The sequence below is a fragment of the Pseudomonas sp. 05N433 genome, assembly GCF_056396925.1.
In genome coordinates this window covers 1-24,424 of record NZ_JBFTML010000007.1, presented here as the reverse complement: position 1 = coordinate 24,424, position 24,424 = coordinate 1, and the positions used below count along the sequence as shown (strand labels likewise).

Genomic DNA, 24,424 nt, shown 5'->3' with positions numbered 1-24,424 from the left:
TTCGCAATTTTTCGCAACTTCGACGGATGCATGCGGCCTGGCTTCAAGAGTCACATGAACTCATTTCGGCACGCGGCTGGCAATTCGACTTATGGTCGAGACATCCGTTTGTGCAACCAAATCCGTAGCGGACAGGCTTCAGGCTCCGGTGTTCGAGGAGTACTCGGTCCTGTGTCGTTGGGCTGTTGTAGACGCTAATGGTGCATTTTCAGACGCAAAACTATTCATTTGCTCGCCACACTCTTGTGAAGTTGTGAAAACCCGTTTTTTTCACGCTCTTTTGAAGACGTGAACCTCAAAAAAGGGCTGTCCCAGCCTGGCACCGTGCCCGGATGGATTGCCGCCATGGGGTGCATGGGCAGCAAAAACGGGCAAACAGCTCAGTGACCGAGCGTAATGACAGCTCTGCAGATTCGCGAAAAGTGGGGGTTTTGCTTGAGAAACAGCAAGCGCGCCAGCTTCACTCGATCTGTGTGGGCGGCTCTCTGTGGGCGGTGCGGGGTGTCAATACCGAGGCATTGAACGATGCTGCGAGGCCCGATCAGGAGACGTCCTTATAATCGGGGGGAGATTGTATCTAAGAAACGCAGGGAAATGGTCGTGTTTAATGACTTTTATTAGGCGTCGGGTCAGGTGGTCAGCAGTTGCTGCGCGCGTGCACGTGGCTGGTGCTGGCTGACACGGGCACTGGCGGGCAGGGGCTGGTGCAGCCAGTTGAGGCGAATTTCTTCGATTTCGACCCAACCATCGCCCATGGGCTGGAGGCTGCACTGCTTGAAGGCCTGGCAGTGGCCATTGTGGTCGAGCAGGGCGAAACTGCGGTGCAGCGGGCGTGGCGCGAACAGGGAGACGAGAAAACGCATGGCAACGTACCTTTTGGGGGTGACTGCCATAAAGGTTGCCAGCGGGCGGTGACAAAGGTGTGACAGGAACCGCGTTGCGCCGGGTTTGTCAGAGATTTCAGTAATCGTTGCGCGAAGCTAGTTCGCCGCAGTGGCGCACCGCTATACTGCGGGCATCGTTAGTTGCCTGATTCTGGAGAGAAGAGCATGTTGCAACGCCTGTTGTTCGGTTTGATCACTGTGACCAGTTTGACCCTCGTCGGCTGCGCCCACAGCCCGCAACAACTGAGCCCGGAACCCAAGCTGACGGCTCAGCTGGCGCCGGTCGGCCATGGTCAGCCGGTGGTGGTGCGTGTGGTGGACGGTCGTCCATCGCCAACCCTGGGGACCCGTGGCGGTTTGTACCCGGAGACCAGTGCGATCACGGTGCAGGGCGCGCAGATTCTGCCGAAGCTRCAGGCTCAGGCTGAGGCGGCCGTGCGGTTGCTGGGCTTCACGCCGACGGCCAATGCGCTGAATGCGCCGCAATTGACGGTGACCCTGGCCGAGCTGAAGTATCAGTCGCCCAAAGAAGGTTTGTATGTGACTGAAGCTACAATTGGCGCGACGTTCCGTTCCGATGTGCAGAATGCCAACCGTCGTTACAGCGGTCGCTACGGCGCGTCGCTGGATCAGCGTTTTGGCATGGCGCCGAATCAGGAAACCAATACCAAGCTGGTCAGTGATGTGCTGAGTGATGCGTTGACCCGCTTGTTCAAGGACCCGACGATTGGTCAGGTGCTTGGCGAGTAACGGTTTGCAGTTTGTTTAAAGAACCCGGTGCCAGCGATGGCGCCGGGTTTTTTTGTGCCTGCCGCTCCAGCAAGGGAAATCAAGCCGCTTGCGAATAGAAGTCCAGAACACTCACCCCGGTCAGCAAATCCGTCTCCGGCAAATCCGCATGTTGATGCCCGCCCAACGCGCAATACACCAGCCAATGCCGGTCCTGTACATTGAAGGCGAGGCTGCCGACTAAGGTTTGTTGTTCGTCGCTTTGGGCAATGAGGTAAAGACGATCCTGGTTTTCGGCGTGGAGCATGACGCGGTCCGTGTCGGTTTCGAAGGGCGACAGACTGGCGGATTCAGATGACGGCGCCGTGACACAGGACAATAATCGGCTAAATGGTTTCGTTATTTGTCGGAAAGGGGGGGCAGGCCGGAGCGCTTTCGGTAGAATCCGCGCCGTGGTCGTCGGTCCCGGCGTCTGTTACACCGGTTTGCCTGAGGTTTGTGATGTCGCTGCAATTGATTTCGCTCTTTACCGCTCATCCCGCCAAACTGATCAACCTGCTGGCCTTGCTGTTCGCCTGCCCGGGCGGCTGGTTGCTGCACGCCACCCGTCGTCGTGAACAGCGCGCGATGGCCAGTATCGAAGCCCAGCGCCAGAGCAGGCCCAGCGAAGAGCCAACCCTCGATTGGGCGACCTTGCGCATGAACCGGTTTTTCTATCGCTTCGGTTTTGCCTGCCTTGGGATGGCGTTGCTGGTGTCGTGGGTCAGTACTCGCGTCTGAAGTTCTGACACAGTTACAGTGTCTGACTGACCTACTGCACCAAGACAAACAAAAACGGCGCCCGAAGGCGCCGTTGTCGTATCCAGCCATTACCCTACAACGGTAGCCCGGCCTTGACCCGATACTGATTACGCACCGGCATCGCATATTGCAGCACCAGGAACGGACGATGTTCCTCGGGGCAAGCTTCCAGTCGACGCTGCCATTCTTCCTGAGCCTTGGCCAGTTCATCTGCCGCAAACAGCTCGGCCGCTTTCGGCACCTGCAATTGCGGGTCGGCGTCTTTCCACTGCGCATACGCCAGGTAATGCACCGGGAATAACCGGTAACCGCCCAGAATCTGCTTGTCCATTTCGATCGCCAATTGCTTGGTGTCTTCGAACAGTTCGGTGATCGGCGCGGCGAAGTTCACGTGGACCCGGCCTTTGTAACCGGTGATGCCCTTGGCGATGCTCGCGTCATCCTCGCCCGGTGCCTTGGTGTAGGTGCCGGTGGTGGCGCGAATGTACAGCTCGCGGGCCTTGGCCTGGTCGCAGGGGTCGTACTCGTAGCTGATCGACACCGGGGTGAGGTTCAGCGAACGGATGACTTCGCCGAACGGCTCGTCCTTGCGGCTCATGTGGAACATCTTGAGGATCGCCGACTCGGTGCGGTCGTCGCCGTCCTTGGCCCGGCCTTCAGCCTGAGCGATCCAGATCGAGGCGCAATCGTTGCGGATCGAGTGGTTGATGTAGGCCGACAGCAATTGATACGCCGCCATTTTCTCGCGACGACCGGTGATCGAACGGTGCACGATGAAGCTCTTGTTCAGGCGCATCAGGTCGCTGACAAAAGGCTTCTGCAGCAGGTTATCGCCAATGGCGATGCGTGGGGTCGGCAGGCCGGCGTGGTACACGGCGTAGTTGACGAAGGCAGGGTCCATCACGATGTCGCGGTGGTTGGCGATGAACAGGTAGGCACTGCCGGACTTGAATTGCTCCACGCCGGTGTAGGTCACCCCGTCCGTGGCGCGCTCGATGGTGTGGTCGACGTAAAACTCGACTTTGTCCTGCAACGTGGCCACTGACGTGACGTCGGCGAACTCACGGCGCAGCCGATGCGCTATAAGAGGTTTGAGCATCCAGCCGAAGGCACCGGCAAAACGCGGGAAGCGGAAGTGGGTGAGGATATCTAGAAACGCCTTGTCGCCGAGCAGCCGTGCCAGCACCGCTGGGACTTCGCTGTCGTCGTAAGGTCGGATGGCATCGAATTCGCCCATCATGCTCTCTTGTTAGAAACGGCTAGGGTAAGTAAAGGTATTGATCGAAAACCAACGGGGCACGGTCTGAAAGGTAGTCAGACAAAAATAGCCCTGCAAATAGACCGGCGATTATACGCACAAGTCACCTGGGAGACCGCGATGCTGGAAACTGCGCAGTATGAATGTCCGTATTGCGGTGAAGAAGTCGAGGCTGTTCTGGATTTGTCTGGCGGTGATCAGACCTATATCGAGGATTGTCCGGTGTGTTGTCGTCCCATTACCTTTGTCTTGCAGGTTCACGGCGAGGAATGGCACCTCGACGTCTACAGCGAAAACGAATGAAGGGGGTCACCCATGCAGCGTATCTATGAGCCGGAAAATCTGATGGAAGGCGAATTGCTGCTAAGTATGCTGGCCAGTGAAGGTATCGAGGCGCATCTGGTGGGCCGGGATTTGATCGGCGGTACCGGGGAATTGCCGATATTCGGCCTGCTGGGTGTATCGGTCGATAACGACCAGGCGCAATACGCGCGGGAACTGATCGCCGCGTACAATGCCGCGCTGCCGCTGTCCGGCGATGAACCGGACAGCTTTCCCGGCACGCTGGTCTGTTAGGCTGACGTTCGTTTGATCAAGAGTCGTATTGCCCCATGTGTGGACGTTATGCCCTGTTTCGCTGGAACCCCGCCTTCGCAGCCCTGCCCGGATTTCCCGCCGATCAGCAGGCCCAGTGGAATATTTCTCCCAACGATTCGGTGTTGATGCTGCGTGCCGGTGCAGACGGGCAGCGTGAGTTGGCCCGCGCCCGCTGGGGCCTGACGCCACCGTGGCTGACCGACCTGTCCCGCACGCCGGCCCATGCCCGTGCCGAAACCGTTGCCGAACAGCCGATGTTTCGCGAAGCTTTGCGCCTGCGCCGTTGTCTGCTGCCGGCCAATGGTTTTTACGAGTGGCGCGGTACTACGCGCAAACGTCCATACTGGCTGACGCCGGGGGAGGGCTCGACGCTTTACTTCGCGGCGATCTGGGAAGCGTATCCAGTGCAGGAGCAGGTATGGCTGAGTACGGCGGTAATCACCCAACCTGCTTCGAGTCAGCGTCGGCCGTTGATTCTCGATGCGGCGGGGCAGGAAGCCTGGCTCAATCCTGAAACCCCGCTACATGCCTTGCAGGCGCTGCTGGCCAGCGAACCCGCGGCGCTGCGCGAGCGGGTGCTGGCGAACATGGTGAATGATCCGAAGCTCAATGGGCCGGAGTGTTTGACCCCGGGCTGAGCGCGTAATGATCGTTCCCACGCTCCGCGTGGGAATGCAGCCATGGACGCTCCGCGTCATTGAACCCTAAACCTTGAACTGATTGATCAACCGGCGCTGCTGTTCCGCCAACTTGGTCAAATCCGCACTCGCTGCGCTCGATTCATCCGCACCACCAGCCACTTCATTGGCTACTTGCCCGATGTTGATCACGTTGCGGTTGATGTCGTCGGCCACCGCGCTCTGTTCCTCGGCGGCGCTGGCGATCTGGGTGTTCATGTCGTTGATCACCGACACCGCTTGCGTAATGGTTTCCAGCGCTTGGGCCGCTTTCGCCGCGTGCTGCACGCTTTCGTCGGTGCGGTTCTGACTGTCTTCCATGACCCGCACCACATCGCGGGTGCCTTGTTGCAGTTGCTGGATCATGGTCTGGATTTCTTCCGTGGCCTTCTGGGTTTTCTGCGCCAGGTTGCGTACTTCATCGGCCACCACCGCAAAACCCCGACCCTGTTCACCGGCCCGCGCGGCTTCGATGGCCGCGTTCAAGGCGAGCAGGTTGGTCTGCTCGGCGATGCCGCGAATGGCCGTCAGGATCGCGTTGATGTTTTCGCTGTCCTTGGCCAGGGTCTGCACCACGCCGACGGCTTTGCCGATTTCGATGGCCAAAACACCAATCGAATTCGACGTATCCCGGACGATTTGCATGCCTTGTGCCGCCGCCTGATCTGCATGACTGGCAGCTTGCGCGGCCTGGGTGGCGTTGCGCGCCACGTCCTGGGCGGTGGCGGTCATTTCGTGTACGGCGGTGGCGACCTGATCGATCTCGGCCATTTGTTTGTGCACACCGATGTTGGTGCGAATGGCAATGTCGGCGGTGTGTTCCGACGAGTCGCTGACGCTCTGCACCGAAGTCACCACTTGAGTAATCATCGCCTGCAACTTGGCCAGGAAGGTGTTGAAGCCCTTCGCGATCGAGCCCAGTTCGTCGCTGCGGTCGCTGGTCAGGCGGCGGGTCAGGTCGCCTTCGCCCTGGGCGATGTCATCGAGCATGGTCACCATCTGCTTCAGCGGCCGGGCAATGCCGTGGCCCACCAGCCAGATCACCAACAAACCAATGCCGGCGATCAGCAGGCCGACCATGGCCATGCCAAAGGTGTCGGACTTGCGCTGTGCGTCCAGGTCACTCTGAAGTTTTTGCAGGTCGGCCATCACCGCGTTCAGCGGCAGTTGCAGCATCAAGGTCCAGCGGGCGTCGGTCTGGCCGATGCCGAAGGGCAGGTACAACTCGATCCGGCCCTGGGCCTTGTCGACGGTGTAAGTCACTTCGCCACGCTTGAGATTGGCCATGTTGGCAATCTGCTTGCTGTCGAGGATGTCGCTGACCTTTTCGCCGAATTTGCTCGGGTCTTTGGTGTAGGCGACGATCCGGCCGTTACCGCCGATCAGGGCCATTTCTCCGGCGCCGCTGTACAGTTTCTGATTCGCCCCCAGGAGCATTTCCTGGATGAAGTTCACCGACAGGTCGGCGCCGACGATGCCCTGGAACGCGCCGTTGAGCATGATCGGTTCAATGAAGGAGGCGAGCATGACGATCTTGTCGCCAACCTTGTAGGGCGCCGGATCGATCACGCAGGATTTTTTGGTTTCCTTGGAGCACAGGTAGTACTCGCTGGCGCGCACACCGGTGGACAAGGTTTTCTGGTCGTCGACGTCGACCAGTTTGTCCAGGCCCAGGCTGCCGTCTTCGTTACGGAACCACCACGGCAGGAAGCGCCCGTTACTGGCGTCGATGCCGACTACTTTGGTGTCGACGTAGGCCGCATCGTTGTGGTCGAGGGCGTTTTTTTCCCACCCAATGTAGGTGCCGAGAATTTTCGGGTTCCGGGCGACGTTTTCCTTGATCAGGCTGATCAGTTGCTCGCGGCTAAGGCTCAGTTGCGGCTGGCCGTCGGCGCCCGGTGTGCCGATCAATGCGTTGACCCGCACCAGACCGCCGGCAATCAGCAGCGGTGCTTCGAGTTCGCGCTGGATCTGGCTGACCTGGGTTTGTGCCAGCGACGTCAGGCGCTGTTCGATGACTTGCTCAAACTGCGCCTGAGTCCGTTGCTGGACCATGTCTTGGGTCCGGGCGCCGGAAAACAGCGCGTACAGCACCAGGGCTGCGACAACGCTGAGCACAATGGCGCCGGCCAGGGCGGCAACGGAAAACTGGATCGACTTGAATTTCATGGGTGCTCCGCACGCAAGAGGACGTCTGCAGAGCTGTATCGGCACTGGGGCGGTGGGGCATGAGCCAGGTGTAACGAATTGGCTGTTTTAGAGTGCTGGATGTCGTAAATGAATCATTGCTGGCCGTGATCAGCCGCGGTGGACGCTGTTGTGTGAATTTTTTCCTACGGTAATCGGGGCTTTGTCTGAAATGTACGTGCTACACGTCCGTTGTATCTGGCGCCGATACAAATCCCCACCTAGGATACGCGGCATGTTTCCAGGGAGCTTCTTGATGAGTAAGACATTGGTTTTGTGTGCACTGAGTGCAAGTCTGCTGCTTGCCGGTTGTCAGTCGGTCAACACCACCAGCGGTGGCGCCGTGGGCGTTGAGCGCACGCAATACATGTTCAGTATGTTGTCGACCTCCGAGGTCAACCAGATGTACGCCCAGTCTTATCAACAGACCATCGGGGAGGCGAGCACCAAAGGCGTGCTGGATAAATCCAGTAACAATGCGAAGCGCGTCCAGGCCATCTCCAATCGCCTGATTGCCCAGGCACCGGTGTTTCGTCCGGATTCGGCCCAGTGGCAATGGGAAGTGAACCTGATCAAGAGCGATGAGCTGAATGCCTCCTGCGGGCCTGGTGGCAAGATCATTTTCTACAGCGGGCTGATCGACACCCTGCAACTCACTGACGACGAAATCGCCGCCATCATTGGCCATGAAATCGCTCACGCCTTGCGCGAGCACAGTCGTGAAGCGATGTCCAGGGCTTATGGTCTCGAAATGGCCAAGCAGGGCGCCGGTGCGTTGCTCGGTCTGGGGCAGGACAGCCTGGCCCTGGCGGACACCGTGGCCAAATACGGCATGACCTTGCCCAACAGTCGCGAGAACGAAAACGAAGCCGACTTGATCGGCCTCGAACTGGCCGCCCGCGCTGGTTACAACCCGAACTCTGCGATCACCCTGTGGAACAAAATGAGCAAAGCCTCGGAAGGCGCGCCGCCAGAGTTCTTGAGCACTCACCCGGCGTCGGCCAGTCGGATTGCGTCGTTGCAGGCGGCGATTCCGAAAGTCATGCCGTTGTACGAGAAAGCCAGGAAATCCTGATCATCAAGTGCTGAGGCTTGTGGCGAGGGGGCTTGTCGGAACGCCCCCTCGCCACAATCTGTTACTCACCAGATCCAGGGTCAAACCCAGCCACTGCTCTGCATCGCCTTGTACACCGCGACAATCGCCAGGATGAAGAACGCCGACGCCGCCAGGCGACGGATCAAAGTCAGAGGCAGTTTTTCCGCTGCAAAATTACCCGCCAGTACCACCGGCACGTTGGCAATCAACATCCCGGCGGTGGTGCCGAGGATCACCAGCCACAGATCCGGGTATTGCGCGGCGAGCATCACGGTCGCAACCTGAGTCTTGTCGCCCATCTCCGCGAGGAAGAACGCAATCAGCGTGGTCAGGAACGGTCCGAACTTGCGGGCGGTGCTGGCTTCGTCTTCGTCCATCTTGTCCGGCACCAGTGTCCACAGCGCCGTGGCGGCGAAGCTGGCGGCGAGGATCCAGTGAAGCGTCGCATTCGAGAAGAAACTGCCGAACCAGGCGCCTACCGCACCGGCCGCCGCGTGGTTGGCCAGGGTCGCGGCGACGATGCCGGCAATGATCGGCCAGGGTTTGCGAAAGCGGGCAGCGAGAATGAGCGCGAGCAGTTGCGTCTTGTCGCCGATTTCGGCCAAGGCAACGATTGCGGTGGGAACGAGTAGAGAGTCCAGCATCATCAGGGTTTTCCTAAGGGGCGGGTCGACACGGCTATGACACGTACAGCCTTCCCGCCCCGGGTAAGGTGTTCGTGTCATAGGTCTTGTCAAACCCTGCGATCCGTCTGATGCGGACGCGTGGGTCGCATACGCCATGGTCTGAGGACCAAGTATGTTGACGTATGCCGGACGAGCATGGCGCTCGTGGGAGACTACTCCCCTAGGACGGAGCGGATTCTGCCTAGGCAAATCCGATTGGGCAAGCCCTCTTTTGCAAAAGCGTTTTCAGCCACGCTTGGCCCGGTAGATTCTAAAACCCTGTCCTTCAGCCTTGATCGCACACGCGCCCAAGTGCTCTTCGATCAGCGGCTGATACTTCAGGAAACTGTTGGCAACCAACCGCAGTTCGCCGCCATTTTTCAGATGTTTAGCTGCTTTTCGCAGCAAGTTCTCTGTGGCGAAGTAGTCGGTGTGTACGCCGACATGGAACGGTGGATTACTCAGAATCGCGCTCAAGCCCATGGGCGCTGCGTCGATGCCGTCACCGGTCAGCACTTCCGCTTCCAGACCGTTGGCGGCCAGGGTCAGGCGACTGCTGGCGGCGGCAAATGCGTCGACATCGAGCAAGGTGACCTGGTTGTGCGGATAACGCCGCTTGACCGCGGCCCCCAGCACGCCTGCACCGCAACCGAAGTCCAGCAGGTGGCCGCTGGGCAGTTTGTCCAGATGTTCCAGCAGCAGGGCGCTGCCGCGATCCAGTCGACCGTGGCTGAACACGCCCGGCAGGCTGATGACTTTCAACGGCCCTTCGGCCAATGGCAGTTCATAGGTCTGGGCCAGGCTTTCCAGCGATTTGGCTTCTGGCGCATTGGCCACGGTGACCTGCCAGAGCTGGCAATGCCGTGCGCTGTCGAGCTTGCGTGGTTTGCCGAAGGGGTTCAACTGCTTGGCCGCGCCTTCGATGCCGCTGCGTTTTTCGCCGACCAGATACAACTCACGACCGGCCAGACGAGAGGCGAGGGCGTTGAGGATATAGTCGGTCAGGTCCTTGGACTTGGGCAGAAACACCACGGCGCTGTCGAATTCGCGCTCGGGCGCATTCACGCCAAAATGGCTGCGCCCGGCGAAACGGGCGTCCAGTGCTGCTTGATCGCCGGCGTGCCAGCACCAGCCGTGGGCATCGGGCAAGCGACCCAGCAAGTCATCGGCGGGCAAACCGGCCAGCAGCACCGAACCCTGGAACAACTCGGCCTGACGAAGCAGTACTTCACTGCGCGGATCCATACTCTGCTCCTTGAAAAAAGTGCCGCAGTTTATCAACTGACGACCCGCAGCGCTTTACCGCTGAAGTAAGCCTGAGCGTTTTCCGTCAACTGGCCAACGATTCGCTGCCGCGCCTCGCGGCTACCCCAGGCGTTGTGCGGGGTGACGATCAGCCGTGGAATGTCCTGGGCCAGCAGCGGATTGCCCGCAGTCGGTGGTTCGACACTCAACACGTCGGTGGCCGCGCCGCCCAAGTGGCCGTTGCGCAGGGCGTCGGCCAATGCGTGTTCGTCGATCAAGCCGCCTCGCGCGGTGTTGACCACGAAAGCACCGGGCTTCATCGAGGCCAGTTCACGGGCACCGATGAAGTGTCGGGTGTGTTCGTTGAGCGGGCAATGCAGGGTCAGGGCGTCGATTTGCGGCAGCAGTTCGTCCAGCGGCAAGCGATCCGGGCGGGCAGGGCGACCCGGAATCTGCCCCAGCAAGACGCGCATGCCGAACGCTTCGGCCAGCCGCGCGACGGCACCGCCCAGTTCACCGTGGCCGAGCAAGCCGAGGGTTTTGCCTTCGAGTTCGACGATCGGGTAATCCAGCAGGCAGAACTGTTTCGCCTGTTGCCAGCGACCTTCGGCGACGGCTTTTTGATAGTCGCCCAGGCGCGTCGCCAGGTTCAGTAACAACATGATCGTGTGCTGAGCCACCGACGGCGTGCCGTAACCCTGGCAATTGCAAACAGTGATTCCGTGGGCGCGGGCTGCAGCAAGGTCGACATTGTTGGTGCCGGTGGCGGTGATCAGGATCAACTTCAACTCGGGGCTGGCCGCCATGGCCGCCGCATCAATCAAGATTTTATTGGTGATGGCGACAGTGGCGCCTTTGAGGCGTTCGATCACCTGCGCAGGCGTGGTCTGGGCGAACAGCTGCAAGTCGCTGAAGCACTCGCGTAGTGGGTTGAGGTCGAGATCGCCGAGGTCCAGGGACGGATGGTCAAGGAAAACGGCGCGGCGAGAGTTCGTCATCAACTGTACCTTTTGTGCATTGAACTGAGGGCGTAATCTGCCGAGCCTACCAGATGAAACAAGCAGTTACGCTTGGCCAAAAGGAGCCCCCATGTACTGGACAGAATTCTTGACCGTTGCGCTGATTCACCTGCTGGCTGTTGCAAGCCCCGGCCCGGATTTCGCCGTGGTGGTGCGGGAGAGCGTGACTCACGGTCGCCGCGCCGGGACCTGGACTGCGCTGGGCGTTGGTTCGGCGATTTTCCTGCACGTCGGTTATTCGCTGCTGGGGATCGGGTTGATCGTGTCTCAGTCGATCGTGCTGTTCAACGCCTTGAAATGGGCCGCTGCCGCGTACCTGCTGTACATCGGCTACAAGGCCCTGCGCGCGCAACCGGCCAAACCTGCGGCTGACGATCTGCACCAGGAAGCGGGTGAGCGCACCGCGCGGGGCGCCTTCACTGCGGGGTTCGTGACCAATGGCCTGAACCCGAAAGCCACGCTGTTTTTCCTGTCGCTGTTCACCGTGGTGATCAACCCGCACACGCCGCTGGCGGTACAGGCCGGTTACGGGATCTATCTGGCAGCGGCAACGGCGCTCTGGTTTTGCCTGGTGGCGATGTTGTTCAGTCAACAACGCGTGCGCGCCGGTTTCGCCCGCATGGGCCACTGGTTCGACCGGACCATGGGCGCGGTGCTGATCGCCATCGGCGTGAAACTCGCGTTCACCGAGATGCATTGATCGCGCTGAGTGTCTACGGGGGATTGAGCTCGCTCAATTTGTTCAGCGCGTTCAGGTATTCCCGAGGGTTTTCCCCGAGCAAACGGCGAAACATTGCGCTGAACGCCCGAGCACTGCCGTAGCCCAGGTCGCGCGCCACGCTCTGCACGCTTTCCCCGGCGAGCAGGCGCGGCAGGGCTTCCATCAGGCGCAGTTGCTGGCGCCAGGCATTGAAATTCATCTTCAGTTGCTGCTGGAACAGCCGCGCCAAGGTTCGAGAGCTGGCGCCGACCTGTTGTGCCCAGTCTTCCAGGGTGTTGGAGTGATTCGGTGCGCGCAGCAGCGCCATGCAGATGCCCTGCAGGCGTCGGTCCTCGGGCATTGGAATGTGTAGCGGAAGGTTTTCCAGGCTGGCGATCTCTTCTAGCATCAGCTTCTGAATCAATGAGTTTTCCGCGTGTCGCGGACCTTGCACCGCGCGCAGGATCAGCTCGCGCAGCAGCGGTGTGACGGCCAGCACACAGCACTGTTGCAGCGTTGGCGGCGACAGTTCGGGGGCAATGAACAGCGAACGCATGCGCACCTCGCCCGACATGAAAATTTCATGCGCCACCAATGGTGGAATCCATACGGCTCGGGTTGGTGGAATGACCCAGGCACCTTGCGCAGTGACCACTCGCATGGTGCCGCAAACGGCGTACAGCAACTGAGCTTCGCGGTGTTGATGCAGTTCCTGGTGAGCACCGTCCACGTAATCTCGCGGATAGGCGCTGACCGGCCCGTGCAGGAAATGGCTGATTAACATGTCAGATCCAATGACTTTGTTGTCAGGATTACTCTTTTTCGCCAACTTAGCATAAGCCGCTCACTACAACGTAAGCGTGCCGCGATGAACCAGTCCAGAAATGTCCTTCGCTATATCAACGCAGCTCATGTGATCGATCACATGTTCATGCTGATTTTTCCCGCCGCCGTTCTCGGCATGACCCAGGCCTTCGCACTGGACTACGCCGCGATGATCGGCCTGTCTCTCGGCGGCTTTATTRCCTTTGGCGCCTGTTCGCTGCCGGCCGGCTGGCTGGGGGATCGCTGGAGCCGACGGAAAATGATGCTGGTGTTTTTTTTCGGCATTGGCGCTTCAGCGATCTTTACCGGCGTGAGCAGCAGCACACCGATGCTGGTACTCGGCCTGACGCTGATCGGTATTTTCGCCGCGATCTATCACCCGGTGGGCACCGCGATGCTGGTGGCTTACGCGTACAACCGGGGCCGCGAAATCGGTATCAACGGCATGTGGGGCAACCTTGGCGTGGCGTTTTCGGCGCTGATCACCGGGTTGCTGGTGGCGCAACTCGGCTGGCGTTCGGCATTCGTTTTGCCTGGCATGGTGGCGATTGGGCTGGGCATCGGTTTCGCGTTTCAGGTGCGCGAAGAACCGATCCCCAAGCGTGCGCACACACCGCTCAAAGATGCGGCCGGTCAGCGGATTTCCATGGTCATGGTGTTCGGCGTACTGGCCTTGGCCACCGCGACCGGCGGTGTGGTGTTCAACGCAACGACCATGACCTATCCGAAATTGTTTCAGGAACGCCTGCACGATTTGTTTACTTCACCGCAAATCCTTGGCGTCGTGGTCAGCCTGGCGTATGCCTTCGGCGCCGTGGCGCAGTTGAGCATCGGCCGGGTCTTGCATCGTTTCAGTCTGAAATGGCCGTTCATAGTGTTGACGCTGTGCCAGGCGCCACTGTTGTTCGGGTTGGCCTATGTCGACGGCTGGGCCGTGATCGTGCTGGGTGCGGCGTTCATGTTCGTGGTGTTTGGCCAGGTCACGGTGAATGATGCGATGGTCGCCAACTTTGTCGCGCCGCAATGGCAATCCCGAGTCTTCGCGCTGCGTTACTGTTTATCGTTCGGTGCCAGTGCTACCGCGATTCCGCTGATTTCGTTCGTCGAACCGCGCCAAGGTTTTGTAGGTCTTTACCTGATATTGGCGAGTATTGCGGCGTTGACCTTCGTGGCTGCAATGGTTTTCCCCCGGACACCGGCCGAGGCTGCCGTAGGAAAAATGGCGTAACGGCTGACGAATTCTCGCAAGTGCTGGCGTAAAGCTAGCATTTGTACGGCTCTGCAAATCATACCTTTGGCTGATTTGGCTGGCGTTCAAGGCCTCTAGAGTGCTTAGCTTTAGCAGCCAAGACTGTGCAGTCAAAAAGGGACTCTTATGTTGCAGACTCGCGTTATTCCTCCAGCCGAGGGCGCTTACCAGTATCCGCTGTTGATTAAACGGCTGCTGATGTCCGGCGCCCGTTACGAAAAAACTCGCGAAATCATCTACCGCGATCAGTTGCGCTACAGCTATCCGACCCTGATCGAGCGGGTTGCGCGGCTGGCCAATGTGCTGACAGAGGCCGGCGTGAAGGCCGGGGATACGGTGGCGGTAATGGACTGGGACAGCCATCGCTACCTGGAGTGCATGTTCGCCATCCCGATGATCGGCGCGGTGATCCACACCATTAACGTGCGGCTGTCGCCAGAACAGATTCTTTACACCATGAACCACGCCGAGGACCGCTTTGTGCTGGTCAACAGCGAGTTCGTCGGTTTGTACAAGGCGATTGCCGGGCACCTGACCACGGTGGAGAAAACCCTGCTGCTGACCGACTTGCCGGAAAAAACTGCCGAGTTGCCGAACCTTGTCGGCGAGTACGAGCAACTGCTGGCCGCGGCGAGCCCGCAGTACGACTTCCAGGACTTCGACGAAAACTCGGTGGCCACCACGTTCTACACCACCGGCACCACCGGTAACCCCAAAGGCGTGTATTTCACCCATCGGCAACTGGTGCTGCATACCATGGGCGTGGCGACCATCATGGGCGCCATCGACAGCGTGCGGCTGTTGGGCACCAACGACGTGTACATGCCGATCACCCCGATGTTCCATGTGCATGCCTGGGGCTTGCCGTATGTGGCGACCATGCTCGGGCTCAAGCAGGTTTATCCGGGCCGTTACGACCCCGAGTATCTGGTGGAGCTGTGGCGCAAGGAGAAGGTGAGCTTTTCCCACTGCGTGCCGACCATTCTGCAAATGGTCCTCAATGCCAAGGCGGCGCAAAACGTCGATTTCGGTGGCTGGAAAATCGTCATCGGCGGCAGTGCGCTCAACCATGCGCTGTACAACGCCGCCAAGGCCAAGGGCATCCAATTGACCGCCGCCTATGGCATGTCGGAGACCGGGCCATTGGTATCATGCGCCCACCTCAACGATGAGCTGATGGCCGGCACCGAAGACGAACGCACCACCTACCGGATCAAGGCTGGTGTGCCGGGGCCGTTGGTCGAGGCGGCAATCGTCGACACCGAGGGCAACTTCCTGCCTGCCGATGGTGAAACCCAGGGCGAACTGGTGCTGCGTGCGCCGTGGCTCACCGAGGGTTACTTCAACGAGCCGCAAAAAGGCGCCGAGCTCTGGGCCGGGGGCTGGCTGCACACCGGCGACGTGGCAACCCTGGACAGCATGGGCGTGATCGACATCCGTGACCGGATCAAGGATGTGATCAAGACCGGTGGCGAGTGGATCTCTTCCCTGGACCTGGAAGACCTGATCAGTCGCCACCCTGCGGTACGTGAGGTAGCAGTAGTGGGCATCGCCGATCCGCAGTGGGGCGAGCGCCCATTTGCGCTGTTGGTGGTTCGCGAAGGGCATCAGATCGGGGCCAGGGAACTCAAGGAGCACCTCAAGCCGTACGTTGAACAGGGGCACCTGAGCAAGTGGGCTATCCCGAGTCAGATCGCCGTTGTTACTGAAATTCCCAAGACCAGCGTCGGCAAGCTCGACAAGAAGCGTATCCGCGTCGACATCACCGAATGGCAGGCCAACAACAGCACCTTCCTCTCGACGCTTTAAGCGTCATCTGGCGTGCCCGAAAGGGCACGCCAGAGCCACCAAGCAAGCGCTTGGCTTGTGAAATCCGATTTTTCAGCCATCCTTGCCGTGCCGACATGTGTCGGACTGGCGAAAGGACTGTTCCAGGGTGGCCGGCAGCGCAAATCACACTTTAGAGGGATCAAGCACTACTACCTGCTGGCTATAGTCCGCTCAAGGATTTTTAAGAACGGAGCTCACGCAATAAACGGGGCGATGCAACTTTGGAGTGACTTCGGACCGCTTGGCTTCCGGTTACCCACAGCGTTTTTAAAAGTACTAAGCCATAACAATAATGCACATGGAGTAGCGTCGATGACATCAGTAAACCAGTTCTGGCGCCGGGCGAAACTGCCCCTGGCGGTCAGTCTTGCCTCTTCGCTCGCCGGGCCCGCATTCGGCGTCAGTTTCAACGTTGGTGAAATCGAAGGTCAATTCGACTCATCCCTGTCGATCGGAGCCAGTTGGTCTACTCAGAGTCCCAACAAAAACCTGATCGGCGTCAATAACGGGGGCCATGGCCTGTCCCAGACGTCCGATGACGGTCACGCCAACTTCAAGAGTGGCGAAACCTTCTCGAAGATCTTCAAGGGTATTCATGACCTTGAATTGAAATACGGCGACACCGGTGTCTTCGTCCGAGGCAAATACTGGTACGACTTCGAACTCAAGGATGAAAGCCGCGAATTCAAGGACATCAGCGACAGCAACCGCAAGGAAGGCGCCAAATCCTCCGGCGGCGAGCTCCTCGACGCCTTCGTCTACCACAACTACTCCATTGCCGATCAGCCGGGTTCCGTGCGTCTGGGCAAGCAGGTTGTGAGCTGGGGTGAAAGTACTTTCATCGGCGGCGGCATCAACTCGATCAACCCGATCGACGTCTCCGCGTTTCGTCGTCCCGGCGCCGAGGTCAAGGAAGGTCTGATCCCGGTCAACATGTTCTACGTGTCCCAGAGCCTCACCGACACTCTGTCGGCCGAAGCCTTTTATCAACTGGAATGGGACCAGACCGTCGTCGATAACTGCGGCACCTTTTTCTCCCAGCCCGACATCATTGCCGACGGTTGCGACAACAACCTGCGCGTGCTGAACAAGCGTTCGACCATTCCGGGCGCCGCCTTGCCCGCATTGGCCAGGCTGGGCGTCGACGTTAACGACGAAGGTGTACTGGTGCGTCGTGGCCCTGATCGCGATGCACGGGACAGCGGCCAATGGGGCGCGTCCCTCAAATACATGTTCGAGCCGCTGGACACCGAGTTCGGTGCCTACTTCATGAACTACCACAGCCGTGCGCCGATCTTCAGCGCTACGGGGGCTCCAGCATCGGCCTATGCGCAGGCAGCGGCCTTGCCGGGGGCGCTTCGGGCTCTGGCGCCGTTGGTGGTCGCGGGTAACTCGAACTACTTCGTCGAGTACCCGGAAGACATCCGCCTCTACGGCTTGAGCTTCTCCACCACCTTGCCTACCGGCACGGCGTGGAGCGGTGAGCTCAGCTATCGTCCGAACGCGCCGGTGCAGCTCAACTCCACCGACATTCTGTTCGCCGGCGTGCGTCCATTGGGCGGCACCCTGACCAATGCTTCGCTGCTTAACGGTGTGCCGGGTCAGGACTTGCACGGCTATCGCCGCAAGGAAATCACCCAGTTCCAGACCACCCTGACGCACTTCTTCGATCAGGTCATGGGCGCCAGCCGCCTGACCCTGGTGGGCGAAGTGGGCGTGACCCACGTCGGAGGCCTGGAAAGTACCTCTGACGTCCGTTATGGTCGTGACCCGGTCTACGGGCCTGGCGAACTGCCGTCCACCGGTGGCCTCGATACCTGCTCGGCGATCCTCAACACCAGCACCATCAATGGTGCCGGCGCGGGTGCCGCTACCAACAACCGCAGCCGCAATTGCAACAACGACGGCTTCACTACGGCTACTTCGTGGGGTTATCGCGCCCGGGCCATTTGGGAATACCCCGACGTATTCGCCGGTGTGAACCTCAAGCCGAACGTGGCCTGGTCCCACGACGTGAGCGGTTACTCGCCAGGCCCTGGCGGCAACTTCGAGGAAGGTCGTAAAGCGGTAAGCCTGGGGCTCGATGCCGAATACCAGAACACCTACACCGCGAGCCTGGCGTACACCAACTTCTTTGACGGCAAGTACACCACCGTAGATGACCGCGACTTCGTTGCGCTCAGCTTCGGCGTGAACTTCTAAGCACTGCATTTTCAGGACGAACACATTTATGAAAATAACAAAGAGTCTGTTCCATGTTGGTGTTCTGGGGCTTTCGCTGCTGGCGACCGCTGTCATGGCGGCGGTCCCTGCGGCCGAAGCGGACAAGCTGGGCAAGAGCCTGACCCCGATGGGGGCCGAGATGGCAGGCAACGCCGACGGCTCGATCCCGGCCTGGAAACCGATGCCAAAAAACGCCGGTAGCGTGGACAGCAAGGGTTTTCTGTCTGATCCGTTCGCGAGTGAAAAACCGCTGTTCACCATCACCGCGCAGAACGTCGACCAGTACAAGGACAAACTCGCGCCGGGCCAGTACGCGATGTTCAAGCGCTACCCGGAAACCTTCAAGATGCCGGTCTACCCGTCCCATCGTGGCGCCACTGTGCCGGATGAGGTGTTTGCCTCCATCAAGAAGAACGCTACCAACACTAACCTGGTGTCCGGTGGTAATGGTCTGGAGAACTTCGAAACCGCGATCCCGTTCCCGATTCCGAAAAGTGGCGTTGAAGTCATCTGGAACCATATCACCCGTTATCGCGGCGGCAGTGTGACCCGTCTGATAACCCAGGCCACGCCGCAGGCGAACGGCTCGTTCAGCCTGGTGTACTTCGAGGACCAGTTCGTGTTCCGCGACAGGATGAAGGATTACGACCCGAAGAACCCGGGCAACATTCTGTTCTACTTCAAGCAGAAAGTGACCGCGCCGGCTCGTCTGGCCGGTGGCGTGCTGCTGGTGCACGAAACCCTCGACCAGGTGAAAGAGCCGCGTTCGGCGTGGGTCTACAACGCCGGGCAGCGCCGAGTGCGTCGTGCGCCACAAGTGTCCTATGACGGGCCGGGTACCGCTGCCGATGGCCTGCGTACCTCCGACAACCTGGACATGTACAACGGTGCGCCGGATCGCTATGACTGGAAGCTCGAAGGCAAGAAAGAGATGTACATCGCCTCCGACAGCTACAAGCTCGATTCGCCACAGCTGAAGTACGCCGACATCATCAAGGCTGGTCACATCAACCAGGACCTGGCTCGCTATGAACTGCGCCGGGTCTGGCATGTGGTCGCGACGCTTAAGGAAGGTCAGCGTCACATCTACGCCAAACGTGACTTCTACATTGACGAAGACACCTGGCAGGCGGCAGTGGTCGACCACTACGACGGTCGCGGGCAACTGTGGCGCGTCGCCGAGGCTCACTCCGAGAACTACTACGACAAGCAAGTGCCGTGGTATGCCCTCGAAACCTTGTACGACCTGCAATCGGGCCGCTACCTGGCACTGGGCATGAAGAACGAAGAGAAGTCGGCCTATAACTTCGGCTTCACCGCCAGCACCGCCGACTTCACTCCGGCCGCGTTGCGTCAGGAAGGCGTTCGCTAAAACGTTGTAACCCGAGGCCGCATCCTCGAAAAAACGCCCCGACTGGTTCGGGGCGTTTTTTTGGCAGTTCATAAAGATCGTTGTCCGGTGTGGCTGTCCGGTTTACCGACATTTTTGCTCGTAGTCTTTTTGTAGCCATTTGTAGCAATAACCTTCAATAGCTCTTCGTTTACCGCTAGGCTGCGGACATCTGTAACGCCGCCATCAGTATTTCAAACAAGAGCCGGCCATGACTGATCTGTCCCCACTTCCGGGCCCTGCAAGCGTTGCCGTCGCGGCACTGGACGGGCGTTTTTTCCGGCCTCCGCTGCCCGCCGGCCATGTGCTGCGGCCGCGTCTGTGCGAGCGCCTGAGTGCAGGTCTCGGTGGCAGGCTGTTGTTGGTCAGCGCGCCGGCAGGGTTCGGCAAGAGTTCATTGGCGGTGGAGTTTTGTCAGGGGTTGCCGGATCACTGGCAAAGCCTGTGGCTGGGCTTGAGTCTGCGGGACAGTGATCCCGGCCGTTTTCTTGAGCGCCTGCTCGAAGGTCTTCAGGACTACTTTCCACAACTGGGCAGCCAGGCGTTGGGGCTGCTGAAAATGCGCCAACGTCATCAACCGTTCGCCTTTGAAGAATGGCTGGACGGTTTGCTCGATGAACTGGCCGTGCACCTTTCACCCAACACGCCGCTGCTGTTGGTACTTGATGACTATCATCTGGCCCAGGGGCCGGTGCTCGATCGTTGTCTGCAGTTTTTCCTCAATCATTTACCCGATGGCCTGTTGGTCATGGTCACCAGTCGGCAGCGTCCGGACTGGCATCTGGCACGCCTGCGGCTGTCGCGGCAACTGCTCGAGTTGCATGAGCAGGATCTTCGGTTGACCCATGATGAAGCCCTGAGCCTGCTTGATCGACACAGCATTTCATTGCGTGGCGAGGCGCTGGAGAATTTGATCCAGCGCAGCGAAGGCTGGGTGGCAGGGCTGCGCTTTTGGCTATTGGCGGCCTCCGAGGTGGGCAGCGAGGGTGCATTGCCCCAGTCGCTGTACGGCGGGGAAGGGCTGATTCGCGACTACCTGCTCGAAGAAGTCATCGATTGCCTGCCCGCCGAGGTGCAGTCATTCCTGTACGACACCGCGCCCCAGGAGCGCTTTTGCAGTGAGCTGTGCGACGCTGTGCGCGAGGCCCATGACAGCGCCGAGATCCTGCGTTTCCTGCTGGCGCATCAGGTGTTTCTGGTGCCGCTGGACGAACACGGTCACTGGTTCCGCTATCACCACCTGTTTTCCGACCTGTTGCGCAGCCGGCCCACCGCCCAGGCGATGGTGCCGACGGCCAGCTTGCACCTGCGCGCCTGCCGCTGGTTCAACGCCCAAGGGCTACTCGATGAGGCGGTGGAGCAGGCGTTGCGCGCCGGGCATCTGGATGTCGCGGCGAATCTGGTGCAAAACCTTTCTGAAGAGCAACTGCTGGCCGAGCAGAACGTCGGCATGTTGCTGCGCTGGAAAATGGACTTGCCCGATAGCCTGTTAATCAGCACGCCACGGCTGATCGTGCTCTACAGCTGGGCATTGGGGCTGGCCTGTCAACTGGACGCCGCCGAAGAGCTGGCCAGTCACCTGAGCCGCTTCCTGCCGGCGCCGTCGGCTACTGCGCAAAAATCCATGCTGGCGCAATGGCTGGCCCTGAGCGGGATCATTGCCCGGGGGCGAGGCAATCGCGAGCTGACCATGCTCTATTGCGCCGAAGCACTGGAAAGCCTGCCGGCCAAACGGTATGGACAGCGACTGATGTGCCTGTCGACATTGTCCAATCTGGCGATTGCCGATGGCGACTTGTGGCGTGCCCGGGGGTTGAATCGTGATTCGCTGGAGTTGGCACAGCGCGTTGGCAATCCGTTGTTCGAGGCCTTGGCTCATTACGACCGCGCCCGGGTATTGCAGGCGCGCGGGGAGATTCTTCGTTCACTGGATGAAGTCCGTCAGGGGTTGCAACGCTTGCAAGGTTTATCCCCTCAACGACTCTATGCGGTGCGTGCACGCCTGACCTTGTACGAGGGTTTTTTGCTGGCGCTGCGCTTGCAACCCCAGGCCGCACGGGCACGTTTGCAAGCGGGGTTGGGCGAAGCCCGGGCCTGTCGCGATATCAGCGTATTGATCGGCCACTGCGTGATTGCCCGGCTGGAGGGCAACAGCGGCGAATTCGCGAAGGCCTTCGCCGAACTTGCCGAGGCCGAGCGCCTGATGCACATCTGGGACGTCCCGCCGATTTACTATCTGGCGATGATTACCCTGGTCAAATGTGAACTCTGGCTGGCTCAGGGTCGCACCGATCTGGCCGAAGCCTGGCTTGCGCGACTGGGCCAGACCTATAACGGCGAGCACCCGGCTGCCCCCCCGGAATTCCATCCACAACTGCCGCTGCACATTGAGTTGCAACAGGCGGTGCTGGACATGATGAAGGGCCAGCCCATGCTCGCCGAAGGGCGCCTGAATGCGCTGCATGAACACGGTCAGCGTAGCGGTCGGCAGATGCTCAGCGTGATGGCGCTGAATCAGAACGTTACGCTGTTGTTGGCGGGCGGACGCGAACCCGAGGCCCRCAAGGCGCTGGCCCAGGCTTTGGAAGCGGCCGCCGGAGGTGTCCTGCAACCGTTTGACCGATTACTGGCCGAGCATCCGGACTGGCTGCGTGGGCAACTTCAACCCTGTGCGCCGACGCCGGTTTCGCAGCATCTGCTGGAAAAGCTTCCGGCCATGGCCTCCCGTCCAGTGGTTGAGTCATCGCCTGTTGCTGAACAACTCAGTACGCGTGAACTGGCGGTTTTGCGGCTGATCGCGCAGGGATGTTCGAATCAGGAAATCAGTGATCAGTTGTTCATTTCGCTGCATACGGTCAAGACCCATGCCAGTCATATCAACAGTAAATTAGGTGTTGAGCGGCGCACGCAGGCCGTGGCTCGGGCGAAAGAGTTAGGGGTGTTGGGGTGAACGGGGCCCCCGACATTTTTCGCGTTCAAGTCTTGGCGCTTGGGTTCAGTCTTGGTGATACAAAACAAAACACCCCGACATTGGTCAGGGCGTATTGTTCAAACCTTGGTCAAACTACCAAGTCCTTGGCACTGAAGGTATCGACGCCTACCAGTTGGATTGCGAAATCTGCATCCAGCCTGCCGTTGACGTTGCCGTACAACACATGATCTTCGAAACGCAGTTGTCCTGCTCCTGTGAACGCATTCGAGTCAATGAATGTAAAGGCGTTGAACGCAGTGGTGAGCATATTGGCATCGAGTTTTGACAGGTCGATCTTGTCGCCCTGTAGGCTGCTGAAGTCGGTGATGACGTCACTGTTTGCCCCTTTGCCCAGCTCACTGAGTAAATTGAAAACAAACCGGTCGGCACCAGAGCCGCCCGTCAGGATGTCTGTGCCCAGGCCTCCTATCAGCAGGTCATTGCCCATACCACCATCAAGCAGGTCGTTGCCTGCTCCACCATTGAGCACATTGTTGCCACTGTTGCCGGTCAGCACGTTATTCAGGGCGTTGCCGACGCCGGTGAGGTTGTCGCTGCCGGTGAGGGTGAGGTTTTCCAGGTTGGCACTCAGGGTCCAGCTCACCGAGGAACGTACGGTGTCGATTTCGCTCGCCAGGGTACTGGTCTCGGTGACCGCGTCCTGGAGGTTGTCGACGATATAAGTGTCGTTGCCAGTGCCGCCGATCATCAGGTCGGCGCCGGTTCCGCCATCCAGAACGTTATTGCCGCTGTTACCGGTCAGACGGTTGCCCAAGGAGTTGCCGGTGGCGTCGAGGTTGTCGCTGCCGGTGAGTGTCAGGTTCTCGAGGTTGCTACCCAGGGTGTAGCTGATCGACGACATGACCGTGTCGATTTCGACCAGCGAGGTGCCGCGTTCGATCACCGTGTCGCCGAGGTTGTCGACCACGTAGGTGTCGTTGCCAGCCCCGCCGTCCAGGGTATCAGCCCCGGCCTTGCCGTCGAGGAAGTTGGCGGCGGCGTTGCCGAGCAGGGTGTTGTTCAGGTCGTTGCCGATCACGGTGAAGTTGCCGAGGCCGGTGACGGTGACATCTTCGACGTTCTGCAGGTTGCTTTGGCTGAGGTCGACGGTGCTGCTGGCCAGGGTCGAGGTGTAGCTGATGTTCAGCAGGTCGCGGCCCTGGTCGGCGGTTTCCTGCAGCAGCGCCAGTTCGCCGGCCTGGTCGAGGATATAGGTGTCGTCGCCGGCGCCGCCGATCAGCGTGTCCAGCCCCGCGCCACCGTTGAGCACGTTGTTGCCGCTGTTGCCGGTCAGCACGTTGTTCAGGGCATTGCCGACGCCGTTGAGGTTGTCGCTGCCAGTCAGGGTGAGGTTTTCCAGGTTGGCGCCCAGGGCCCAGCTCACCGAGGMRCGYACGGTGTCGATTTCAGATAGCAGGGTGCTGGTCTCGGYGACCRYGTCCTTGAGGYTGTCGACGACGTAGGTGTCATTGCCGAAGCCGCCAATCATCACGTCGGCGCCGCTTCCGCCCTCCAGCACGTTGTTGCCGCTGTTGCCGATCAGCACGTTGTTCAGGGCGTTGCCGGTACCGGTGAGGTTATCGTTGCCGGTGAGGGTCAGGTTCTCGAGGTTGCTGCCCAGGGTGTAGCTGATCGACGACATAACCGTGTCGATTTCGCTCAGCGAGGTGCCGGTTTCCACCACCACGTCACCCACGTTATCCACAACGTAAACGTCGTTGCCTGCACCACCAATCATGAGGTCTTGGCCGGCACCGCCATTGAGGAAGTTGGCGGCGGCGTTGCCGGTGAGGCTGTTATYGAGTTCGTTGCCGGTGAGGTTCAACGCGGCGGTGCCGAGCAGCACGCCGTCTTCGACGTTGGCCGAGAGGGTGTAGCTCACCGCCGTGCGGATCAGGTCGTGGCCTTCGTCGGCGAGCTCAGTGACCGTGTCGGTGGCGTTGTCGATGACGTAGGTGTCGTCGCCGCTGCCGCCGCTGAGGGTGTCGGCGCCGGCGCCGCCATCCAGCCAGTCATTGCCGGCCCCGCCTTGCAGGGTGTTGTTGTAGGCGTTGCCGAGCAGGGTGTTGTTCAGGTCG

At 59.9% G+C, this 24,424-nt stretch carries 20 protein-coding genes, 1 pseudogene and 1 riboswitch; of the genes and pseudogenes, 12 read left to right on the top strand and 9 right to left on the bottom strand.

What is annotated here, in order from left to right:
• Positions 1–629: 629 nt before the first annotated feature.
• A complete protein-coding gene (locus tag AC1DIS_RS04455) occupies positions 630–863 on the bottom strand; it encodes a hypothetical protein (RefSeq protein WP_064616185.1) in 234 nt (77 codons plus the stop codon).
• Between the two features lie 186 nt (positions 864–1,049).
• Between AC1DIS_RS04455 and AC1DIS_RS04450 the strand changes: the two genes are divergently transcribed.
• On the top strand, positions 1,050–1,634 hold the full coding sequence (locus AC1DIS_RS04450; RefSeq protein ID WP_018929591.1) for a YajG family lipoprotein: 585 nt from the start codon (positions 1,050–1,052) through the stop codon (positions 1,632–1,634).
• Positions 1,635–1,713: 79 nt separating this feature from the next.
• Here AC1DIS_RS04450 and AC1DIS_RS04445 read toward each other — a convergent pair whose 3' ends face one another.
• On the bottom strand, positions 1,714–1,920 hold the full coding sequence (locus AC1DIS_RS04445; protein WP_018929592.1) for a hypothetical protein: 207 nt from the start codon (positions 1,918–1,920) through the stop codon (positions 1,714–1,716).
• A 194-nt stretch (positions 1,921–2,114) separates the two neighbouring features.
• On the opposite strand from AC1DIS_RS04445, the gene AC1DIS_RS04440 reads away from it, so the two are divergent.
• On the top strand, positions 2,115–2,393 hold the full coding sequence (locus AC1DIS_RS04440) for a hypothetical protein (protein ID WP_007939791.1): 279 nt from the start codon (positions 2,115–2,117) through the stop codon (positions 2,391–2,393).
• A gap of 94 nt (positions 2,394–2,487) precedes the next feature.
• Here the strand turns inward: AC1DIS_RS04440 and AC1DIS_RS04435 are convergent, their stop codons facing one another.
• Positions 2,488–3,654 carry a 1-acyl-sn-glycerol-3-phosphate acyltransferase gene (locus AC1DIS_RS04435; RefSeq protein ID WP_064616186.1) on the bottom strand — a complete coding sequence of 389 codons (1,167 nt, stop codon included), beginning with the start codon at positions 3,652–3,654 and terminating at the stop codon, positions 2,488–2,490.
• Positions 3,655–3,792: 138 nt separating this feature from the next.
• On the opposite strand from AC1DIS_RS04435, the gene AC1DIS_RS04430 reads away from it, so the two are divergent.
• Genes AC1DIS_RS04430 through AC1DIS_RS04420 form a run of 3 tightly spaced genes read left to right on the top strand, consistent with a single transcriptional unit; the run spans position 3,793 to position 4,907 of the window.
• Positions 3,793–3,975, top strand: coding sequence for a CPXCG motif-containing cysteine-rich protein (locus AC1DIS_RS04430; RefSeq protein WP_018929594.1), 183 nt, complete (start codon positions 3,793–3,795; stop codon positions 3,973–3,975).
• A gap of 12 nt (positions 3,976–3,987) precedes the next feature.
• A complete protein-coding gene (locus AC1DIS_RS04425; protein WP_007939795.1) occupies positions 3,988–4,248 on the top strand; it encodes a putative signal transducing protein in 261 nt (86 codons plus the stop codon).
• A gap of 35 nt (positions 4,249–4,283) precedes the next feature.
• The gene (locus tag AC1DIS_RS04420; RefSeq protein ID WP_007939796.1) at positions 4,284–4,907 is read left to right on the top strand and encodes an SOS response-associated peptidase; all 624 of its coding nucleotides are present in this window, start codon (positions 4,284–4,286) and stop codon (positions 4,905–4,907) included.
• Positions 4,908–4,973: 66 nt separating this feature from the next.
• Here the strand turns inward: AC1DIS_RS04420 and AC1DIS_RS04415 are convergent, their stop codons facing one another.
• Positions 4,974–7,115: a methyl-accepting chemotaxis protein gene (locus AC1DIS_RS04415; protein WP_086946024.1), complete on the bottom strand. Its 2,142-nt coding sequence runs from the start codon at positions 7,113–7,115 to the stop codon at positions 4,974–4,976.
• A gap of 274 nt (positions 7,116–7,389) precedes the next feature.
• Between AC1DIS_RS04415 and AC1DIS_RS04410 the strand changes: the two genes are divergently transcribed.
• Entirely contained in the window at positions 7,390–8,208 is an 819-nt protein-coding gene (locus AC1DIS_RS04410; RefSeq protein ID WP_018929596.1) for a M48 family metallopeptidase, read from the top strand.
• Positions 8,209–8,288: 80 nt separating this feature from the next.
• Here the strand turns inward: AC1DIS_RS04410 and AC1DIS_RS04405 are convergent, their stop codons facing one another.
• The 3 genes from AC1DIS_RS04405 to AC1DIS_RS04395 all read right to left on the bottom strand — a co-directional run bounded on the left by AC1DIS_RS04405 (position 8,289) and on the right by AC1DIS_RS04395 (position 11,137).
• Positions 8,289–8,873 (bottom strand): TMEM165/GDT1 family protein, encoded by a 585-nt coding sequence (locus AC1DIS_RS04405; RefSeq protein WP_026286682.1) that lies wholly within the window; start codon positions 8,871–8,873, stop codon positions 8,289–8,291.
• A 91-nt stretch (positions 8,874–8,964) separates the two neighbouring features.
• Positions 8,965–9,089, bottom strand: a riboswitch (yybP-ykoY riboswitch).
• A 51-nt stretch (positions 9,090–9,140) separates the two neighbouring features.
• The gene (locus AC1DIS_RS04400) at positions 9,141–10,139 is read right to left on the bottom strand and encodes a class I SAM-dependent methyltransferase (protein WP_064616188.1); all 999 of its coding nucleotides are present in this window, start codon (positions 10,137–10,139) and stop codon (positions 9,141–9,143) included.
• Between the two features lie 32 nt (positions 10,140–10,171).
• The gene (locus AC1DIS_RS04395) at positions 10,172–11,137 is read right to left on the bottom strand and encodes a 2-hydroxyacid dehydrogenase (RefSeq protein WP_477744015.1); all 966 of its coding nucleotides are present in this window, start codon (positions 11,135–11,137) and stop codon (positions 10,172–10,174) included.
• Positions 11,138–11,228: 91 nt separating this feature from the next.
• Between AC1DIS_RS04395 and AC1DIS_RS04390 the strand changes: the two genes are divergently transcribed.
• Positions 11,229–11,858 carry a LysE family translocator gene (locus AC1DIS_RS04390; RefSeq protein ID WP_019582369.1) on the top strand — a complete coding sequence of 210 codons (630 nt, stop codon included), beginning with the start codon at positions 11,229–11,231 and terminating at the stop codon, positions 11,856–11,858.
• 13 nt (positions 11,859–11,871) lie between these two features.
• On the opposite strand, the gene AC1DIS_RS04385 is transcribed toward AC1DIS_RS04390, so the two are convergent.
• Positions 11,872–12,642 (bottom strand): AraC family transcriptional regulator, encoded by a 771-nt coding sequence (locus AC1DIS_RS04385; RefSeq protein ID WP_111454523.1) that lies wholly within the window; start codon positions 12,640–12,642, stop codon positions 11,872–11,874.
• 84 nt (positions 12,643–12,726) lie between these two features.
• Between AC1DIS_RS04385 and AC1DIS_RS04380 the strand changes: the two genes are divergently transcribed.
• The 5 genes from AC1DIS_RS04380 to AC1DIS_RS04360 all read left to right on the top strand — a co-directional run bounded on the left by AC1DIS_RS04380 (position 12,727) and on the right by AC1DIS_RS04360 (position 22,325).
• The gene (locus tag AC1DIS_RS04380) at positions 12,727–13,911 is read left to right on the top strand and encodes an MFS transporter (protein ID WP_477780785.1); all 1,185 of its coding nucleotides are present in this window, start codon (positions 12,727–12,729) and stop codon (positions 13,909–13,911) included.
• 147 nt (positions 13,912–14,058) lie between these two features.
• Positions 14,059–15,741, top strand: a complete 1,683-nt coding sequence (locus AC1DIS_RS04375; protein ID WP_477744013.1) for a fatty acid--CoA ligase — start codon at positions 14,059–14,061, stop codon at positions 15,739–15,741.
• A 333-nt stretch (positions 15,742–16,074) separates the two neighbouring features.
• Entirely contained in the window at positions 16,075–17,964 is a 1,890-nt protein-coding gene (locus AC1DIS_RS04370; RefSeq protein ID WP_477744012.1) for a DUF1302 domain-containing protein, read from the top strand.
• Positions 17,965–17,992: 28 nt separating this feature from the next.
• Positions 17,993–19,357, top strand: a complete 1,365-nt coding sequence (locus tag AC1DIS_RS04365) for a DUF1329 domain-containing protein (RefSeq protein ID WP_018929604.1) — start codon at positions 17,993–17,995, stop codon at positions 19,355–19,357.
• Between the two features lie 229 nt (positions 19,358–19,586).
• On the top strand, positions 19,587–22,325 hold the full coding sequence (locus tag AC1DIS_RS04360) for a winged helix-turn-helix domain-containing protein (RefSeq protein ID WP_477780784.1): 2,739 nt from the start codon (positions 19,587–19,589) through the stop codon (positions 22,323–22,325).
• 109 nt (positions 22,326–22,434) lie between these two features.
• Here the strand turns inward: AC1DIS_RS04360 and AC1DIS_RS04355 are convergent.
• Positions 22,435–24,424, bottom strand: a pseudogene (locus AC1DIS_RS04355) (calcium-binding protein); the annotation flags it as partial.

Excerpts from the sequence above, each read along its gene's own strand:
- AC1DIS_RS04455 (WP_064616185.1), bottom strand. The coding sequence starts at position 863 with ATGCGTTTTCTCGTCTCCCTGTTCGCGCCACGCCCGCTGCACCGCAGT.
- AC1DIS_RS04445 (WP_018929592.1), bottom strand. The coding sequence starts at position 1,920 with ATGCTCCACGCCGAAAACCAGGATCGTCTTTACCTCATTGCCCAAAGC.
- AC1DIS_RS04440 (WP_007939791.1), top strand. The coding sequence starts at position 2,115 with ATGTCGCTGCAATTGATTTCGCTCTTTACCGCTCATCCCGCCAAACTG.
- AC1DIS_RS04435 (WP_064616186.1), bottom strand. The coding sequence starts at position 3,654 with ATGATGGGCGAATTCGATGCCATCCGACCTTACGACGACAGCGAAGTC.
- AC1DIS_RS04430 (WP_018929594.1), top strand. The coding sequence starts at position 3,793 with ATGCTGGAAACTGCGCAGTATGAATGTCCGTATTGCGGTGAAGAAGTC.
- AC1DIS_RS04425 (WP_007939795.1), top strand. The coding sequence starts at position 3,988 with ATGCAGCGTATCTATGAGCCGGAAAATCTGATGGAAGGCGAATTGCTG.
- AC1DIS_RS04420 (WP_007939796.1), top strand. The coding sequence starts at position 4,284 with ATGTGTGGACGTTATGCCCTGTTTCGCTGGAACCCCGCCTTCGCAGCC.
- AC1DIS_RS04415 (WP_086946024.1), bottom strand. The coding sequence starts at position 7,115 with ATGAAATTCAAGTCGATCCAGTTTTCCGTTGCCGCCCTGGCCGGCGCC.
- AC1DIS_RS04410 (WP_018929596.1), top strand. The coding sequence starts at position 7,390 with ATGAGTAAGACATTGGTTTTGTGTGCACTGAGTGCAAGTCTGCTGCTT.
- AC1DIS_RS04405 (WP_026286682.1), bottom strand. The coding sequence starts at position 8,873 with ATGCTGGACTCTCTACTCGTTCCCACCGCAATCGTTGCCTTGGCCGAA.
- AC1DIS_RS04400 (WP_064616188.1), bottom strand. The coding sequence starts at position 10,139 with ATGGATCCGCGCAGTGAAGTACTGCTTCGTCAGGCCGAGTTGTTCCAG.
- AC1DIS_RS04395 (WP_477744015.1), bottom strand. The coding sequence starts at position 11,137 with ATGACGAACTCTCGCCGCGCCGTTTTCCTTGACCATCCGTCCCTGGAC.
- AC1DIS_RS04390 (WP_019582369.1), top strand. The coding sequence starts at position 11,229 with ATGTACTGGACAGAATTCTTGACCGTTGCGCTGATTCACCTGCTGGCT.
- AC1DIS_RS04385 (WP_111454523.1), bottom strand. The coding sequence starts at position 12,642 with ATGTTAATCAGCCATTTCCTGCACGGGCCGGTCAGCGCCTATCCGCGA.
- AC1DIS_RS04375 (WP_477744013.1), top strand. The coding sequence starts at position 14,059 with ATGTTGCAGACTCGCGTTATTCCTCCAGCCGAGGGCGCTTACCAGTAT.
- AC1DIS_RS04370 (WP_477744012.1), top strand. The coding sequence starts at position 16,075 with ATGACATCAGTAAACCAGTTCTGGCGCCGGGCGAAACTGCCCCTGGCG.
- AC1DIS_RS04365 (WP_018929604.1), top strand. The coding sequence starts at position 17,993 with ATGAAAATAACAAAGAGTCTGTTCCATGTTGGTGTTCTGGGGCTTTCG.